This window comes from Amycolatopsis lurida (assembly GCF_900105055.1).
GTDB lineage: Bacteria > Actinomycetota > Actinomycetes > Mycobacteriales > Pseudonocardiaceae > Amycolatopsis > Amycolatopsis lurida.
This window is the reverse complement of the sequence record NZ_FNTA01000002.1, coordinates 103,458-120,129: the sequence shown is the minus strand read 5'-3', so window position 1 is coordinate 120,129 and position 16,672 is coordinate 103,458. Positions and strand designations below refer to the sequence as shown.

At 69.8% G+C, this 16,672-nt stretch carries 13 protein-coding genes and 1 pseudogene; 8 read left to right on the top strand and 6 right to left on the bottom strand.

Annotated features, from left to right (window positions below):
- Nucleotides 1–6 precede the first annotated feature (6 nt).
- Nucleotides 7–1,206 carry a 3-deoxy-7-phosphoheptulonate synthase gene (locus BLW75_RS00930; protein ID WP_091596418.1) on the top strand — a complete coding sequence of 400 codons (1,200 nt, stop codon included), beginning with the start codon at nucleotides 7–9 and terminating at the stop codon, nucleotides 1,204–1,206.
- Between the two features lie 18 nt (nucleotides 1,207–1,224).
- On the opposite strand, the gene BLW75_RS00925 is transcribed toward BLW75_RS00930, so the two are convergent.
- Nucleotides 1,225–1,788, bottom strand: coding sequence for a MarR family winged helix-turn-helix transcriptional regulator (locus tag BLW75_RS00925; protein WP_034314923.1), 564 nt, complete (start codon nucleotides 1,786–1,788; stop codon nucleotides 1,225–1,227).
- 94 nt (nucleotides 1,789–1,882) lie between these two features.
- Between BLW75_RS00925 and BLW75_RS00920 the strand changes: the two genes are divergently transcribed.
- The 6 genes and pseudogenes from BLW75_RS00920 (at nucleotide 1,883) to BLW75_RS00895 (ending at nucleotide 8,958) form a co-directional block, all read left to right on the top strand.
- A complete protein-coding gene (locus tag BLW75_RS00920; protein ID WP_034314926.1) occupies nucleotides 1,883–2,608 on the top strand; it encodes an SDR family NAD(P)-dependent oxidoreductase in 726 nt (241 codons plus the stop codon).
- An 8-nt stretch (nucleotides 2,609–2,616) separates the two neighbouring features.
- Complete coding sequence (locus tag BLW75_RS00915) at nucleotides 2,617–4,077, top strand: MFS transporter (protein WP_241783717.1); 1,461 nt, start codon at nucleotides 2,617–2,619, stop codon at nucleotides 4,075–4,077.
- Between the two features lie 17 nt (nucleotides 4,078–4,094).
- Nucleotides 4,095–5,663: a tyrosine 2,3-aminomutase gene (cmdF, locus tag BLW75_RS00910; protein ID WP_241783719.1), complete on the top strand. Its 1,569-nt coding sequence runs from the start codon at nucleotides 4,095–4,097 to the stop codon at nucleotides 5,661–5,663.
- Between the two features lie 426 nt (nucleotides 5,664–6,089).
- Nucleotides 6,090–7,094 carry an aldo/keto reductase gene (locus tag BLW75_RS00905; protein WP_241783721.1) on the top strand — a complete coding sequence of 335 codons (1,005 nt, stop codon included), beginning with the start codon at nucleotides 6,090–6,092 and terminating at the stop codon, nucleotides 7,092–7,094.
- Nucleotides 7,095–7,211: 117 nt separating this feature from the next.
- A pseudogene (locus tag BLW75_RS00900) lies at nucleotides 7,212–7,307 on the top strand (ANTAR domain-containing protein); the annotation flags it as partial.
- Nucleotides 7,308–7,419: 112 nt separating this feature from the next.
- Nucleotides 7,420–8,958 carry a hypothetical protein gene (locus tag BLW75_RS00895; RefSeq protein ID WP_143055278.1) on the top strand — a complete coding sequence of 513 codons (1,539 nt, stop codon included), beginning with the start codon at nucleotides 7,420–7,422 and terminating at the stop codon, nucleotides 8,956–8,958.
- Between the two features lie 60 nt (nucleotides 8,959–9,018).
- Here the strand turns inward: BLW75_RS00895 and BLW75_RS00890 are convergent, their stop codons facing one another.
- The 3 genes from BLW75_RS00890 to BLW75_RS00880 all read right to left on the bottom strand — a co-directional run bounded on the left by BLW75_RS00890 (nucleotide 9,019) and on the right by BLW75_RS00880 (nucleotide 12,900).
- Nucleotides 9,019–10,254 carry an acetyl-CoA hydrolase/transferase family protein gene (locus BLW75_RS00890; RefSeq protein WP_034314934.1) on the bottom strand — a complete coding sequence of 412 codons (1,236 nt, stop codon included), beginning with the start codon at nucleotides 10,252–10,254 and terminating at the stop codon, nucleotides 9,019–9,021.
- Nucleotides 10,255–10,439: 185 nt separating this feature from the next.
- The gene (locus BLW75_RS00885) at nucleotides 10,440–11,819 is read right to left on the bottom strand and encodes an amino acid permease (RefSeq protein WP_034314937.1); all 1,380 of its coding nucleotides are present in this window, start codon (nucleotides 11,817–11,819) and stop codon (nucleotides 10,440–10,442) included.
- Between the two features lie 193 nt (nucleotides 11,820–12,012).
- Nucleotides 12,013–12,900, bottom strand: a complete 888-nt coding sequence (locus BLW75_RS00880) for a LysR family transcriptional regulator (RefSeq protein WP_034314940.1) — start codon at nucleotides 12,898–12,900, stop codon at nucleotides 12,013–12,015.
- Between the two features lie 72 nt (nucleotides 12,901–12,972).
- Between BLW75_RS00880 and BLW75_RS00875 the strand changes: the two genes are divergently transcribed.
- A complete protein-coding gene (locus tag BLW75_RS00875) occupies nucleotides 12,973–13,968 on the top strand; it encodes a YeiH family protein (RefSeq protein WP_034314945.1) in 996 nt (331 codons plus the stop codon).
- On the opposite strand, the gene BLW75_RS00870 is transcribed toward BLW75_RS00875, so the two are convergent.
- Together BLW75_RS00870 and BLW75_RS00865 are read right to left on the bottom strand one after the other, a co-directional pair.
- The gene (locus BLW75_RS00870; RefSeq protein WP_034314949.1) at nucleotides 13,946–14,938 is read right to left on the bottom strand and encodes a phosphotransacetylase; all 993 of its coding nucleotides are present in this window, start codon (nucleotides 14,936–14,938) and stop codon (nucleotides 13,946–13,948) included. The two genes, BLW75_RS00875 and BLW75_RS00870, sit on opposite strands and share 23 nt — an antisense overlap.
- A 66-nt stretch (nucleotides 14,939–15,004) precedes the next feature.
- Entirely contained in the window at nucleotides 15,005–16,369 is a 1,365-nt protein-coding gene (locus tag BLW75_RS00865; RefSeq protein ID WP_034314952.1) for an aspartate aminotransferase family protein, read from the bottom strand.
- Between the last annotated feature and the right edge of the window lie 303 nt (nucleotides 16,370–16,672).

Genomic DNA, 16,672 nt, shown 5'->3' with positions numbered 1-16,672 from the left:
ACCGTGATGCTCCCCCACGCAGTGCTGGAAATCGCCGCCGCCCACCAACCCGACTGGTCCGCGCCGGAGGAGCTGGCCGCCGTGCGGAACGAATTGCGCGCCCGGCCGCCGCTCGTCGACGCGCATTCGTGTTACGCGCTGGCAGGCGAACTCGAGTTCGTGGCCCGCGGGGAAGCCGTGGTGATCCAGGCCGGGGACTGTGCCGAGCTGTTCTCCGACTCGGCGCGGCACCGGGTCCAGGCCAAGGCTTCCCAGCTGCACCACCTCTGCGAAACCGCCGAATCCGCCGGAGTGCCGACCGTCCGGATCGGCCGGTTCGCCGGACAGTTCGCCAAACCCCGTTCCTGCGCTACGGAAGTCCTGCCGGACGGCACGGAAATCCCCGTCTACCGCGGCGACGCGGTGAACGGCGTGAGTCCCACCGCCGCGGCGAGGCGAGCCGATCCGGCGCGCATGCTGACCGCCTACGACCTCACGGCGAAGGGCCTGGACGCGTTGTTCATGCGGCAGTTGCTGCTTTCCGAAGGCGGCAGCGGAATCAGCTCGATGCTGGCGCCGACCTACATCAGCCACGAAGCCCTGCTGCTGGATTTCGAGCACGCGCTGCTCCGGCAGGATCAGGCCCGCGGCGGCACCTACGCCTCCTCGGCCCACATGGTGTGGATCGGTGAGCGCACCCGGCAGCTCGACCACGCGCATCTCGCGTTCGCCGAAGGGATCACCAACCCCGTCGGAGTGAAGATCGGCCCGAACGCGACCCCGGAGGAACTGATCGCGATCGTCGACCGGCTGGCCACCGGGCATCGCCGAGGCAGGCTGAGCCTCATCGTCCGCATGGGCGCGGAGAAGATCGCGGGCAGGCTCCCGGCGCTGGTGGCCGCGCTCGGCACGGCGGCAGGGCAGGTGACCTGGCTCTGCGATCCCATGCACGGCAACACCAGGAAGACGGCGGCCGGGCAGAAGACCCGGGTGGTGACCGAGATCCAGGCCGAGGTCGGGCACTTCTGCCGGATCTTGCGAGAGCACGGGGTCCACCCCGGCGGGCTCCACCTCGAAGTGAGCCCCGATCCGGTGACCGAATGCGTGGGCACGGCGGCCGAGCTGACCGGCGCGCTGGAGTTGGACAGGTACGAGTCCGCCTGTGATCCCCGGCTGAACCCGGTTCAGGCGCAGCAGGTCGTCCGGCATTTCACCCGGTTGCTCTGAATCCCCGGCGTGGCGGGTTCAGAGCGCCGTACCGACATCGCCGACGTGGGAGACACCGTGATCGTCGCACCGGCTCTGGACCTCGGCGAGCAGCACCCGCAACAGTGAGGCGAGCTGGGCCCGCTGCTCTTCGCTCAGCCCGGAAACCAGTTCGAGTTCCCGCTCCAGCACCCGATCGACGGTCTGCTCCACCAGTGCGTGCCCGGCCGGGGTCAGTGTCACGTACACACTCCGGCCGGGCGGTTCGGTGTGCCGCTCGACCAGTCCCTCGCGTTCCGCGCGGGCCACCCGCTGAGAGATCGCTCCCGCCGTGACCAGGGTCAACCTCGCCAGCTCCCTGGTCGTCAGCGAGTACGGCGGGGAACTGCGCCGGAGCACGCTCAGCAGGTCCAGGGTGGCCGAATCGACATCGGAGTCGAGAAGGACGCGGCGCCGGTCCTCGCCGAACAACTTGGCGAGCTGCCACACCCTGGTCACGATGCCGATGGACTCCGTCGACGTTCCGGGCCGCTCGCGCTGCCACGCCGCCTCGATCTCGTCCGCGGCGTCCGGCGTGGGGTCCATTTCGGACGCTGTACTCATCCCAGACCTCCACCGCGGTTGTCGGCTGCTCGGCGCACAGCCTATCATTTAGGCCTAAACGTGAGTTTGGACCGGCGAACACGAAGGAGGCTAGATGACTCGGACAATCCTGGTCACCGGTGGGGGCACCGGCATCGGCAGGGCCGTGGCGGCGCGATTCGCGGCGTCGGACGCCGTCGTGCACATCACCGGACGGCGCAAGGACGTACTGGTCTCGGCGGCGGCCGAGCTGGGCTCGTCGGTCCGGCCGCTCGTCTGCGACAGCACCGATCCCGAACAGGTGACCACCGCGCTCGCCGAGCTGGACGGGCCGATCGACGTACTGGTCAACAACGCCGGTGGCAACACCGATTTCGATCTCCCCGACCAGGACGGGCTCGCCGGAGTCCTCGCGCACTGGCGGGCCAATCTGGACGCCAACCTGATCAGCGCGGTGCTGACCACCACCGCGGTGGAGAGCAGGCTGGCCGAAGGCGGGGCGGTGATCCACATCGGGTCCATCGCCGCCGATCAGGGCGCCGGATCCTACGGCGCGGCCAAGGCAGGGCTGGCGTCGTGGAACGTCGACCTCGCCCGGCGGCTCGGCGCCCGCGGGATCACCACGAACGTGGTCGCGCCCGGCTACATCCGGGAGACCGAGTTCTTCCGGGACAAGCTCCCCGCCGAACGGGCCGGGCAACTGGTCGACGCGACCTGCACCGGCCGTGCCGGGATTCCCGTCGACATCGCCGAAACGGTGTACTTCCTCGCTTCCGCCGGCGCCCGGCACATCACCGGGCAGACCCTCGGGGTCAACGGCGGCGCGCACACGACCAGGTAAGGACGAGAATGGTTGCCGTCGCGGACACCTCCCCCTCCACCGTGCCGAGTCCTCGTGACTGGGCCGGGATCGGGGTGGTCCTGCTGGCCACGTTCATGGGCCAGATCGACATGTTCATCGTGAACGTGGCCAGCCCGCCGATCCAAGCGGATCTGGGCGCCAGTTTCGGCCAGATCCAATTCGTCATCGACGGCTACGTGATCGCCTACGCGGCCGGCATGGTGACCGGCGGGAAACTCGGCGACCGCTTCGGCCGCAAGAAGGTCTTCCAGTACGGCGTCGCGGCGTTCACCGTCGCCTCGGTGCTGTGCGCGGTGTGCCCCACGGCGAATCTCCTGATCGTGGCGCGGGTCCTGCAGGGCGCGGCGGCGGCCGTCCTGATGCCCCAGGTGCTGTCGATCATCCAGGGCACCTTCGCCCGGCGACAGGACCGGCAGCGCGCGATCGGCGCCTACGGGTCGGTGATCGGGCTCGGGGTCGTCGCCGGGCTGATCGGCGGCGGCCTGCTCCTGAACGTGGACGTCGCCGGGCTGGAATGGCGGACGATCTTCCTGATCAACGTGCCGATCGGGCTGCTCATCCTGCTGGCCGCACCGTCGACGGTCCGGGAAAGCAGAAGCGAGGTCGCCGCGCCGCTGGACATGGTGGGGACGGTGCTCACCGCGTCCGTGCTGCCGATCCTGCTGATCCCGTTGTCGCTCGGCCCGGAACACGGCTGGCCGCCGTGGATCTGGCTCTGCTTCGCCGCCGCCGCGCTGCTGACGTTCTGCCTGTTCCGCTACGAGAACAGGCTGGCCGCGCGCGGCGGGGATCCGCTGCTGCCGGCTCGTGTCCTTCGCGGGCGCGGGTTTCCGGCCAGCATGGCGACGGTGACGGTGTTCTTCGCCGGCAACGCGGGCTACTTCCTGGTCCTGACGTACTACCTCCAGTCCGCGCTGCACCTGGACCCGCTGGCCACCGGCGTGGTGTTCGTGCCGCTGGGCGTCGGATTCGCGGTGGCGTCGGTGGCCGGACGCCGGCTGGCCGAGCGCTACGGAACCCGGGTGCTGATCACCGGCGCTCTCCTGATGACCGCGAGCTTCCTGCCGATGCCGTTCATCGTGCAGACCGGCGCCGGCACCCAGGCGATCGCGCTCGCGGTCACCATCGGGCTGTCCGGGATCGGGCAGGGACTGGTGGTCTCACCGCTGGTCGGCATCGCCATGGCCCAGGTGCCCGCCGATCTGACCGGGGCGGGTTCGGGCGTGCTGAACACCGTCACCCAGGCCGCGATGGCCGTCGGGATCGCGGGTATCGGCACGGTCTACCGCGCCGCGCTGGGGCGCAATCCACAGGACACGGCGTCGATCCCCGCGGCCGAGTTCGGCGACGCGTTCGTCGTGACCTGCGCGGTGCTGGCGATGCTCGCCGTGGCGACAGCGGTGCTGAGCTGGGTGCTCGGCCGATCGAGGACGGCGGCCGAACTGTGACGGAGAGGGAGCGACAGGTGGTCGAACTCGACGGCGAAAGCCTGGACCTGGCCGGTGTCCGCCTGATCGCCGAGGGCGGAGCGCCGTGCGCGGTGCCACCTTCCGCGCTGGCCATCGTCGAGGAGAACCGGAAGTCGTTCGAGGAGCTGGTGAACCAGGGCGTTCCCGTCTACGGCGTCACCACCGGATACGGCGAGCTGGTGCACCATCCGGTCGGGGCGGGCGACGAGGTCGCGTTGCAGACGAACCTCGTCCGCAGCCACAGCACCGGCGTCGGACCGCTGTTCGCCAGGGACGAGGTCCGGGCGATGCTCGCGGCCAGGCTCAACGCGCTCGCCAAGGGCTACTCGGCCGTGCGCCCGGCCGTCCTCGAACGGCTGGTGTCCTATTTGAACCTGGACATCATCCCGGCCGTGCCGGAGATCGGGTCGCTGGGAGCCAGCGGGGACCTCGCGCCGCTCTCGCATATCGCCTGCACCCTGATCGGCGAGGGCCATGTCCTCGAAGACGGCGAACGGACACCGGCAGGCCCCGTCCTCGAGCGGCACGGGCTCGTGCCGCTCGAATTGCGGGCCAAGGAAGGCCTCGCGCTGATCAACGGCACGTCGGCGATGACCGGGCTCGGCGCCCTGGTGGTCGGCCGCGCGCTGGACCAGGTGCGGCAGGCCGAGATCGTCGCCGCGCTCGTCGTGGAGGTGCTGCGTGGCTCGACGAGCCCGTTCCTCGCCGACGGGCACGAACGAGCCCGGCCTCACCGCGGTCAGATCGACACCGCGGCGAACCTGCGCCTGCTGCTGCGGGGCAGCGGACTCGCGGTCGGCCACGCCGAACTGGCACGGCAGGCCCGCCGCGGTGACGGCGAGGTCTACCTGCAGAAGGCGTACACCCTGCGGGCGATTCCGCAGGTGCTCGGCGCCGTCCGCGACACCCTCCGGCACGCCGGAGCCACCCTCGAAGTCGAACTCAATTCCGCCAACGACAATCCTCTCTTCTTCGGCGAATCCGGCGAAGAAGAGATCTTCCACGGCGCGAATTTCCACGGCCAGCCGGTCGCTTTCGTGCTGGACTACTGCACCATCGCGCTCACCCAGCTCGGCGTGTTCTCCGAACGCCGGACCCATCGGCTGCTCAACCGGCATCTCAACGACGGGCTGCCCGAGTTCCTCATCACCGCCGATCCCGGTCTGAACAGCGGGCTCGCCGGAGCGCAGTATCCGGCGAGCGCGCTGGTCGCCGAGAACCGCACGATCGGCCCGGCGAGCGCCCAGAGCGTCCCCGCCAACGCCGACAACCAGGACGTGGTCAGCATGGGCCTGATCGCGGCGAGGAACGCCCGCCGGGTGCTGGCGAACAACAACTGGATCCTGGCGGTCGAATTGCTCGCGGCCGCGCAGGCCGTCGACGTGTCGGGCCGGTACTCACGCCTCGGGCCGCTCGGCCGGATCACCCACGACCAGGTCCGGGCGACGGTCCCGGCGTTGGACCGGGACCGCTGCCTGAGCGACGAGATCGGAGCGCTGGCCGCCGCGCTCTCGCGCGGGGATTTCCTCGACGCGGTCGTTCGTCACGGAGCCACGCCTCGGTGACGGTGGTTCTCTTTGCGGGAGAGGCAAAGGTGTCGTGTTCGCGGGCAGGACCGATGACCAGGCGAAGACTTCTTCCCCGCGTCGGACGCGGGGAAGTGAGGCCTTCGGACGGCCGGAAGGCGCCGACCATGCCCGTCTGTCCACAAAGGACACTTTCCGCAGGTCTATTGCCCGATTGATGACTGTATGTACGGTTTCGCGTAGGGTCGTGAGTGGCAGGTGTCGTTCTAACCGCACTTACCACTCACGACCCCCTTCGCAAAGCAGGCGCCGGTCCGGCAGAGGCGTCCCTTGCGGACAGCCGAGAACGTCGCGACCGCTTCGACGAGTCAGAACCTGGCGGCGGAGCCGCAGGTGCGCCGGGGAAACGACCGAATGTGCGAACCCGCCAGACACTCAGTTCGCTCCAACCAGAGAGGGGTCTCGGTGCCGTACGACGATGTTCTGCCCACCCGCGTTCTGGGGGCCGACGGCCCCATCGTGTCCGCGCTCGGGCTCGGCTGCTTCGGGATGAGCCAGGCCTACGGCTCCGCGGACGACGCCGAGTCGATCGCCACCGTCCACCGGGCGCTCGACCTCGGCTGCACGTTCTTCGACACCGCGGAGGTCTACGGCCCTTTCGGCAACGAAGAACTGCTCGGCTCCGCGTTGCGCCACCGGCGCGACGAAGCGTTCATCTCCACGAAGTTCGGCTGGGAGTACGCCCCCGACGGCACGCGGGGCGCGCTGAACAGCAGGCCCGGCCACATCCGCCGGACCGTCGACGCGATGCTCGTCCGGCTGGGCACCGACCGTATCGACCTGCTGTCCCAGCACCGGGTCGACCTCAAGGTCCCGATCGAGGACGTGGCCGGCGCCGTCGGCGAGCTGATCACCGCGGGCAAGGTCCGGTATTTCGGTCTCTCCGAAGCCGGAACGGCCACGATCCGCCGCGCGCACGCCGTCACCCGTGTGACCGCCCTGCAGACCGAATACGCCCTGTGGGAGCGCCATATCGAGGCCGAGATCCAGCCCCTCCTGCGCGAATCGGGAATCGGTCTCGTCGCCTACTCCCCGCTGGGCCGCGGTTTTCTCACCGGGACCGCCAAACCGGCCGAGGAGTACGCCTGCGACGACTACCGCAGGAGGGATCCCCGGTTCCAGGGCGGGAACTTCTCCGCGAACGCGGCCGTCGTCGAAGTGGCCGCGGTCGTCGCCACCCGTGTCGGCGCGAGTCCCGCGCAGGTGTGTTTGGCGTGGCTGCTGGCCAAAGGCGACGACATCGTGCCGATCCCGGGTACCAAGCGCCGTCGCACGCTCGAAGAGAACCTTCGAGCGGCTTCTCTGCGGCTTGGCCCGGAGGACATCGCTCTGCTCGACGCGGCGGTACCGGCGGGCACCGCGAAGGGCGAGCGGTACCCGGAAGACGCCATGCCTTTGAACGGCCTCTGACGGTTCAGGCACCCGGTACAAGCCGGCCGCGAGAGCGAGCCATCGTGCGGTGGCAGGTCTTGCCGGTGCGGCCCGCGAAGCTCGGGAAGGGTGGCCAGGAACTCCCTGGCCGCCACGCGGCGCATCGACTCACGCGACGTGATCGGACAGGCCAAAGGCATCCTCATGGCTCGCCGCGGCCTATCCGCCGACGAGGCCTTCGACCTGCTGCGAAACTGATCAGCACCCTGAAAAGTGACAATCTGACCTCATGCGTCACACAACCCTGTTAGCGTGGTCCGCGTTCCCGCACTCCGGCAGCGGGACGCGAAACGGGGTGGCCGTCATGACCGGCAAGTACCTGAGCGGAAGCGAGTACGCCGCTTCCCTCTCCGCAGCGCTCAACGAGTACTGGCAGGCACTGGAACGACGCTGGCTGCGCGACGCCGGCCGTTGGCTGCGGGGTGGCACGAGCCAGTTCCCCGGGGCGCCGGAGCCCGCTCGCTGGCAGGTCCCGGTCGAGTCGCGAGGTCACCTGACGACCTGCCCGATCGTCGCGTGGGCGGTCGACGACGGCACCGCGGCGAACCGGCCGTCGGCGGACGCCTGCGACGGCTGGAGCGTGCCGGACGCGAGGTACGCCGAGTGCCGGGCGTTCGACGTCCTCACCCAGGTCGCGGATTGGGCGTGGCGGAAACGGGAGCAGCTGTCGACCGGGGTCCCCGATCTCGCGGGCGGGCCGGAACTGTCGTCGCTCGAAGAGGCCCACCAGGCCTTCGTGTCCGTCGACAAGCAGATGAGGACGGAAAGTTCGGTGGGCGACCACGACTTCTCCCTGCTGATCACCCGCCTTTCCGGCGGGAACGAGGCGCCCACCCGGAACTGGATGACCGGCTGGATGGGACTCGCGGCGAACACCCTCAAGGACGGTTTCCTCGCGACGGTCGAACCCACCCGGAGGAACCAGGCCATCATCGTGAAGTGGCTGGCCAACTGCTACTCGTTCCGCGCGACGACCATCCACGCCGCCAGGAACAACATCCTGCATCTCGTCGCGGCGGCCACCAAAGGGCTCACCGAGGCCGCCCCGGCGTCGACGGAAGCGCCCAAGGAGAAGCTGGCGGTGAACGCCGTCAGTGGCGTCTGGAACATCGTCGGCACCGTGGTCGGCGCTCTGGGTGGCAAGACACCCGGTGGCGTCGGCACGGCACTGACCCTGATCGACTTCGCGCTGAACGTCACCGCGCCACCGATGAACTCGGACCTGAAATTCCCGCAGCTGGACACCTTCTTCGCCCAGCTGGACACCGAGGTCCGCGCACTCCACAGCGAGCTGGACAAGGCCGAGACGGAGTACCGCGACGCCGTCAAGACCATCGCGCAGGAGATCGCCCGGGCCGACCGCAAAGACCTCGAGCTCTACGACATGACCCAGCCTCCGGCGAAGAGCGACGGCAAAGGCGGACCGGACGGCTCCCAGCGTTTCGCCGTGGACGTCGCGATCGTGCTGGAGCTCGCCGAAGCCTGCTACGGAGTCGCCGAGGTCTACTCGGGCCTGCTCGGGCAGCTCGCGAAGACCTCGTACGCCGACGGTCAGCTGGCAGGCCGCGGAGTCACCCCCACTGACGGCGACAACGCCTTGAAGGAAGTGCGGGACGACGTCGAATCCTTCTTCCAGAAGACGACCGCGCGCTACCTGGCGGCGGGCGACCGCATCAAGGAGGCCGCCCGGAAATACGCGCGGACCGACGCCGACCAGAAGGAGCGGCTCGGCGATTCGATCGGCTCGCTCGCCGGCTGGGAAAAGGAGGGGCCGGGCAGACCGGAGGGCGCGAGGCGGGACCGGATCGACCTCGACCCGGACAAGGAAGGCGCCCAGAACTGACGTTCGAGCGGGGTGCCGTCGGGTCGGGCGCCGGTGCTCAGGGCGCGATCCCGCACCGCACTACGAAAGCGTGAAGCCCAGTTCCCTGCCCCGCGTCACGAGTTCGTCCCGGGCCGTCGGATGCGCGACGTGGTCGATGATCTGCTGCGCCTGTTCACTCGAATCGTTGCCCCAGATGGTCGCGACGCCGTGTTCGCTCACCAGGAAGCTGTGCTGGAACGACGTCACCGGCCCGGCCAGCCGCGGCACGACCGTCGAGACGTCGGCCTTCGGATGCCAAGACGGCAGCGCGATGATCGCCCGCCCGCCGGGTGAATGCAGTGCCCCGACCACGAAGTCGGTCTGCCCGCCGAACCCCGAGTAGATCGCCCCTCGCACCCGGCTCGCGTTGGCCTGCGCGAACAGGTCCACCTCGAGCGCGCTGTTCACCGACACCAGGCCGCGCTGCCGGGCGATCACGGCGGGATCGTTCGTCTTTTCCGTGCGCAGCAAGCGGACCCGCGGATTGCGGTCGAGCCATCGGTACAGCTCCGCCGTACCGAACACGAACGACGCCGTCACCGGCACCGCCGGATCGAGTGCACCGGCGCGGTCGAGCGCGAGTACGCCGTCGCTGAACATCTCGGACCAGATCGCGAGTCCGCGTCGTCCGGTCACCGCGGCCAGTGTCGCGTCCGGGATCCCGCCGATGCCCAGTTGCAGGGTCGCGCCGTCCTCGACCAGACCCGCCACGCGCTCACCGATGGTCCGCGCCGTGTCCCCCACCTGCCGCGGAGCCGGCGACAGGAGCGGCTCGGCGGCGTCGAGGGCGTAGTCGATTTCGCTGACCGGAAGGAGCCCGTCGCCGTGGACGAACGGCATCTCCGGGTTGAGTTGCGCGACGACCACGCCACCGCGCGCCCGTACCGCCTCGACGGCCGCGGGCAGGATGTTCACCTCCGTGCCCAGCGATACCACGCCGTCCACCGGCACCGAGGTGTGCACCAGGACGACGTCCGGCGGCAACGCGGTCTTGAGCAGTTGCGGCACCAGCGACAACCGCGAGGGGAAGTACCGCAGTCCGGCGCGGCCGCGCATCCCCGCACCCACGAACGGCGTCTCCAGCAGCACCCCTTCGCGGTCCGGCAGTCCGGCCTGCGCGTTCAGCGCGAACAACCGGTACTCCGCCAGCGCCGCGTCCAGCACCTTCAGCGCCCGCATAGGGGTGGCGAAGTTCCCGCTCACCACCACCCGGGGGCATGCCGCGGGAACGCCCGCGAGGACGGAACCGAGCTGACTCTCCGACAGAACGCGCATGAGCCGATCATGCCCGAGGGATCGTGCGGCGGGTCCGGAGGATGACCGCACGGCTGCGTCACCGGCGCCTATCACGTCCACGATCCCGAGAAGCTTTCGAGGGGGATCACCGTGAGCCGGCGAACGGGAACGGCCCGCCCGCAGGAGAACCCGCGGGCGGGCCGAGCTTCACGGTGTCCGCCGGGTCACTCCCGGACGGCGGCCGAGGCCGCGTCCCGCGCGGGTTCGGGATCCGCGGGCCCGGACGGCACCGCGGCCGCGGGCCTCCCCCGTCGCCTGCGGATCTCGAATCCGACGAGGATCAACGCGAGCGTCACCGCGCTGAGCCAGAACTGCGAACGCGTCGACGGCAGCAGCGCCATCGCCAGGATCACCGCGGCCATCAGCGCGATGGTCGCGTAGCTCAGCCACGGGAACAGCCACATCTTGAGCGTGAGCTTGTCCGGATCCTCTCGCTCCAGCCTGCGGCGGAGTCGCACCTGCGCCAGCGCGATCGAGAGGTACACGAACAGCGCGACGGCGCCGTAGGAGTTGACCAGGAACTGGAAGATCAGGTCCGGCGAGGTGTAGGCGGCGATGACGGACACGTACCCGATCGCGGTCCCGGCCAGGATCGCGCGCCGCGGCACACCGCTGCGGGAAAGTTTGGTGAAGGCCTTCGGCGCGTCACCGTTGCCGGTGAGCGCGAACAGCATCCGGGACGAGGTGTACAGCGCCGAGTTCAGGCAGGAGAGCACCGCGGTCAGGACGATCGCGTTCATGATCGTGGCCACGGCGGGGATGCCGAGCACCTCCAGCACGGCCGCGTACGGGCTCACCGCGGTCGCCGGATCGTCCCAGGACTTGATCGCGACGACGAGGAACACCGAACCCACGTAGAACAGCACCACCCGGAAGATGATCGACCGCATGGCCTTCGCGATCGCCTTCTTCGGTTCCGCGGACTCGGCGGCGGCGATGGTGACGATCTCCGCGCCGGTGTAGAAACCGATGCACGGCACCACCGCCGCTAGAACCGCGCCGATCCCGAGTGGCGCGAAGCCGCCGTGGGAAACCAGATTCGACACGCCACCCTGGGCACCCGGCCAGAAACCGAACAGGTAGAGGGCGCCGACGACCAGGAAGACGACGATCGCGACGACCTTGATCGAGGAGAACCAGTACTCGAACTCGCCGTAGGACCGGGCCGAGACCATGTTGGTGCCGGTGAGGATCAGGAGCAGGCCGAGACTGAGCACCCACAGTGGCACGTCCGGTACCCACAGCTGCAGGATCCGGCCGCCCGCGACGGCTTCGACCGCCACGACGATGACGAAGAAGTACCAGTACATCCAGCCGACGGCGAAGCCCGCGCGGTTGCCGAGCGCTTCCCTCGCGTAGACGTAGAACGAGCCGAGCGCGGGTTTGGCGATCGTCATCTCCGCGAGCATGCGCATGATGAGCACGGTGATCAGGCCCGCGATGAGGAACGAGACCACCGCGGCCGGACCGGCCGACTGGATGACCACGCCGCTGCCGACGAACAGCCCCGCCCCGATGACACCGCCGAGGGCGATCAAGTTCATATGTCGCTGCTTGAGCCCTGGTTTCAGGCCGCTGCTCTGTGCCGGGTCGGACGCTGAAGTCACGTCTCCTCCTTCTCGCACCCACCGCCGGGGCGGTGGCGCTGGGAGCTCCATTGTGGTTCCGGTCACCGTAGGAACAAGTCGGGCGCTGAGCGAGTGCCAGTTACGATGTGGGAAAGGGGTCCAGTTCCACTCAGGACGGCTTGCGCGTCGCCAAGGCCAGCAGTTCCGCCGCCGGGCCGTCGAGACGACGTCCGGCGGGCCACACCGCGCGCAGAACGCGACCGAAGTGGACACCTTCCACCGCGACGACCACGAGATCGTGTCCGGTGACGTCCAGCGCGCTGATCACCGCGGGGCCGGCGCCCGCGAGCACGGCGTTACGGACGGCGGACGCGGAACCCAGCTCCAGCAACGGTTTCACCGGGCCCACCCCGGCCTCGCGCAAGGCGGCGTCGACGGTTTTCCTGGTTCCGGAACCTTGTTCCCGCACCACGAGCGGCGTGGTCGCCAGCTCCGCCGGGGTCAGCGGCCGGCGGGCACGCGCCCAGGGATGGGTGCCGGAAACGACCACCACGAGATGGTCTCCCGCGACCTTCCGTGACACGAGACCGGGCAGCGCGCCGGGCGACTCGACGAAGCCGAGGTCGACCTTGCCCTCGCGGGCCAGTACGGCCACTTGATCAGAATTCGTGACCTGGAGGCCGAGATAGAGGCCGGGATTCGCGCGGTTGAGTTCGCCGATCCAGCCCGGGAGCAGATGCTCGGCCAGTGTCATGCTCGCCGCGACGCGGAGTCCGGCCTCGTGCCGGGTCCGCAGGGCCTGGGCGCCGTCGAGCAGCCCGTCGAGTTCGGTGAGCACGCGGCGCGCCCAGCCCGCGATCGCGCGACCGTCCGGGGTGAGCGCGGAACCGCGGCGGGTCCGGTCCATCAGCACCAGGCCGAGCCGTCGTTCCATAAAGGACAGACGTTTGCTCGCCGACGGCTGCGCGAGCCCGAGGACGGCTGCGGCCTGTCCGATGCTGCCCAGTTCGCCGACGAGGACGAGCAGGCGCAACGAGTCCAGCTCCGGCGCTGTCATAGCCGGACGGCATGACCTACCCGCCGTATTCCCGGCTACCGCCACTGTCCTCTCCGGACGACGCTCGTCACCATGAGCACCACGTATGCGCGGCGGACGAAGCCGCATCTGACCGGTCTCGCCGTCACCGCCCTCGGTGTGGCCGTCGCGTACCTGCTGAGCACCGCCGTTCCCGTGCTCAGCGCCCTCACACTCGCGGTCGTACTCGGGGTGCTCGCCGGCTCGCTGCCGGTGCTTTCGGACGGCACCCGGCAAGCCATCGCGAAGGTGACGAAGAAGCTCATGCGCGCCGGTGTCGTCCTTCTCGGCTTGCAACTCGCGCTCCCTTCGGTGCTCTCGCTCGGTCCTGGCACACTGCTCGCGGTCGTCCTGACGGTCGGTCTCACGTTCCTCGGCACGCTCGGGCTCGGCAGGCTGATCGGCGTTCCGCGTGGTCTCGCGATGCTGGTCGCGACGGGTTTCTCCATCTGTGGCGCGTCGGCGATCGCGGCGATGGAAGGCGTCGTCGAACGGGAAGACTCCGACGTCGCGACCGCGGTCGCCCTGGTCACCTTCTACGGCGGCCTGGCGATCGCGGCGGTCCCGCTGCTCGGCGGCCGGCTGGGCATGGACGCGCTGCGGATCGGCGGCTGGGCGGGGTTGAGCGTGCACGAGGTCGCGCAGGTCGTGGCGGCCGCCACCCCGGCGGGGACCGCCGCCGTCGCGGTCGCCGTGGTGGTGAAGCTGAGCCGAGTGGTCCTGCTGGCGCCGATGGTCGCCGCGGTCAGCGTGCACGAACGCCGTCGCCGCCCGTCCACGGGTGGCAAGCGCGCGCCGCTCGTCCCGCTGTTCGTCCTCGGCTTCCTGGCGATGGTGGTGGTGCGGAGCACCGGGATCCTGCCGGGTGTCGCGCTCGACGCCGCCAAGGTGGTCTGCACGCTGCTGCTGGCGGGAGCGCTCTTCGGGCTGGGCTGCGCGGTCCGGATCGGCACCCTGGTCCGCACCGGCGGCCGGGCGCTGCTGCTCGGCCTGCTCTCCACGCTGCTCGTCGGCACCATCGCCTACGTCACCCTTGCCCTGCTCGGCTAGCTTGAACGGCGGTCAGGAGCGCGAGCGTTTCGATGTCGGAGGCGGAGCAGCCGCGAGAGAGGTCGTTGAGCGGCGCGGCGAGACCCTGGAGGATCGGGCCGAGCGCGACGGCTCCGCCGAGACGTTCGGCGATCTTGTAGCCGATGTTGCCCGCGTCCAGATTGGGGAAGACGAGGACGTTCGCGCGGCCGGCGACCGCCGATCCGGGTGCCTTGGCCGCCGCGATCGAAGCCACCAGCGCGGCGTCGAACTGCAACTCGCCGTCCACGGGGAGGCCGGGTTCCCGTTGCCGCACCAGGGAAGTCGCCTCGCGGACGACGTCGACGCGCTGATGGGCGGCACTCCCCTGCGTGCTGAACGACAGCATCGCGACCACCGGGTCTTCCCCCGTCAGGCCGCGATGGGTCGCCGCGGCGGCTAGGGCGATGTCCGCCAGCTGCGCCGCCCCCGGCTCGGGCACCACGGCGCAGTCCGAAAAGGTCAGCCGCCGACCGTCCGGGAGCAGCAGGAGGAAGCAACTGCTCAAAGTGGACACTCCCGGTGCGAGGCCCACCACCCGCAGTCCCGCGCGCAGGACGTCGACGGTCGGCCGGGTCGCGCCGGCGACACAGGCGTCCACGGCGCCCGCCCGCAAGGCCGCGGCCGCCACGAAAACCGGATCTCGCCGGGCGGCGTCGAGGTTCTCCTGGCGGCGCGCGAATCCCGCCGTCAGCGCCGTCTCGATCCGGTCGTCGGCGAGGGCGTCCGCGATGTCCACGACCAGGTCTTCCGTGGCCCCCGCCGCGCGAAGGCGCGCCCCGTCACCGAAAAGCAGCGGGCGCACGACTCCCTCGTCCCGGAGCGTCATCGCGGCGCGGACGGCGCGCTCGTCGTCGCCGTCCGGCAAGGCGAGCCGGAGATTCCGGCCGCGCAACGCCTCCCGCCAGCCGTCGAGCGTGGCGTCCGGCGTGACCTCGGTGGTCAGGCTCATCGAAGTACCTCCACGGACGAAGTGGGGGCCGCCGGAAGACGGCGACCCCCACGTGGTGAAAGAGGATCAGGGCTGGACGGCCTTCTCGACGTCGTTGAGCATCGCGTCGACGCCGTGGAGAAGCTCGGTGAGCACCTCGCGATCGGCGACGAGCGGCGGCGAGATCATCAGCATCGTCGCGCCGCGATCGTCGCCGCGGAGGATGACGCCCGTGCGCCGGAACGCCTCCGGGAGCACCTCGCGAAGCACTTTCAACGACTCGGCCTCGGTCAGCTCCCGGCCGCTGTCGCGGTCGGCCATCAGCTCGATGGCGTAGAAGAACCCGGTGCCGCGGACGTCCTTGACGCAGCGGTGCGCGGATTCGAGCGAGTTCAGCGCGGCGAACAGCTCCGGGCCCTCGGTGAGCACGTTGTCGAGCACCCGCTCGTCCCGCATCGCGGTGAGGTTCGCGACAGCGACGGCGGTGGCGACCGGATGCCCGCCCCAGGTGGCGCCGTGGGTGAAGACGCCACCCTTCGGCGAGTCGTAAAGCTCGGTGACGAGCTTCTCGCGCACGATCACCCCGCCTAGCGGCGCGTACCCCGACGTCGATCCCTTGGCGAAGGTGATCAGGTCCGGCACGACCCCGGTGACACCGTGCCCGAACCAGTGCCCCAGCCTGCCGAACGAGCAGATGACCTCGTCCGAGACGAGCAAGATGCCGTACTTGTCGCACAGGGCGCGCAAAGCGGGCCAGTATCCCTTCGGCGGCACCAGTGCGCCGCGGCCGTTCTGCACCGGTTCGGCGAACAGCGCCGCGATCGTCTCCGGCCCTTCCTCCAGGATGACCCGCTCGATCGCCGTCACACAGTCCAATTCGGCCGCCGGACCGCAGTCTCCCAGCAGCCCCAACGTGTTCGGCACATGCCGGACACCCGGCATGAGCGGGCCGAAGGGCTCCTTGATCTTCGCCAGCCCGGTCACCGAGAGGGCTCCGATGGTCGTGCCGTGGTAGGCCATGTCGCGGCTGATGATCTTCGTCCGCTCGGGCTGCCCCTGGCTGCGGTGATACTGCCGGGCGAACTTCAGCGCGGTTTCCACCGCCTCCGAGCCCGAATTGACGAAGAACGTCGTCCCGAGGTCGCCGGGTGCGAGCTCGGCCAGCAGCGTGGCCGCCTCGATCGCCGGGGTGTGCGCCGAACCCCAGTTGCTCGCGTAGGCCAGGGTGCCGACCTGGTCGGCCGCGGCCTTGGCGATGTCGGCGCGCCCGTGGCCCATGTTGACGCAGAAGAGCCCGGCGAGACCGTCGAGATGGCGGCGTCCTTCGGTGTCGATCAGGTAGCTTCCCTCGCCGCGCACGAACACCGGGAAATCCGAGGCCCAGGTGTCCTTGCGGGTGAAGTGCGGGCCGAGATGCCGTCGAGCCTGCGCTCGCAGCTGGGTGACGTCCACCGGAGACCTCCTTCGAGACACGAGTCTGTGCGTTGACTTTCGCAATCCGCCCGGCACCGGCCCAGCACCAGAGCGGCGGCGTTCGATGGGTCCAGTTGACCGGGTCGGCACCTGGGTGGCACCGGCGCCGCGCCTCCCCGGGCGCGTTGCGAAAGTGGCTTTCGCAACGCGCTCCTGCCCAACGACCAATCCGACGCCAGCAGTGAGGCGTTGATGAAGGAATCTGGACATGGAGCGTCCCGATTCCTTCATCAACACCCGACCCCAAAGCGTGTGAAGGCCCCCTTCCCTCGGCTGAGCCGA

What these genes read in the sequence shown, in the direction of transcription:
- BLW75_RS00890 (WP_034314934.1), bottom strand. Translation starts at nt 10,254, where the DNA reads ATGCGCGTTCTGTCGGAGAGTCAGCTCGGTTCCGTCCTCGCGGGCGTT.
- BLW75_RS00870 (WP_034314949.1), bottom strand. Translation starts at nt 14,938, where the DNA reads ATGAGCCTGACCACCGAGGTCACGCCGGACGCCACGCTCGACGGCTGG.
- BLW75_RS00915 (WP_241783717.1), top strand. Translation starts at nt 2,617, where the DNA reads ATGGTTGCCGTCGCGGACACCTCCCCCTCCACCGTGCCGAGTCCTCGT.
- BLW75_RS00885 (WP_034314937.1), bottom strand. Translation starts at nt 11,819, where the DNA reads ATGAACTTGATCGCCCTCGGCGGTGTCATCGGGGCGGGGCTGTTCGTC.
- BLW75_RS00920 (WP_034314926.1), top strand. Translation starts at nt 1,883, where the DNA reads ATGACTCGGACAATCCTGGTCACCGGTGGGGGCACCGGCATCGGCAGG.
- BLW75_RS00895 (WP_143055278.1), top strand. Translation starts at nt 7,420, where the DNA reads ATGACCGGCAAGTACCTGAGCGGAAGCGAGTACGCCGCTTCCCTCTCC.
- BLW75_RS00925 (WP_034314923.1), bottom strand. Translation starts at nt 1,788, where the DNA reads ATGAGTACAGCGTCCGAAATGGACCCCACGCCGGACGCCGCGGACGAG.
- BLW75_RS00930 (WP_091596418.1), top strand. Translation starts at nt 7, where the DNA reads ATGCTCCCCCACGCAGTGCTGGAAATCGCCGCCGCCCACCAACCCGAC.
- BLW75_RS00880 (WP_034314940.1), bottom strand. Translation starts at nt 12,900, where the DNA reads ATGACAGCGCCGGAGCTGGACTCGTTGCGCCTGCTCGTCCTCGTCGGC.
- BLW75_RS00875 (WP_034314945.1), top strand. Translation starts at nt 12,973, where the DNA reads ATGAGCACCACGTATGCGCGGCGGACGAAGCCGCATCTGACCGGTCTC.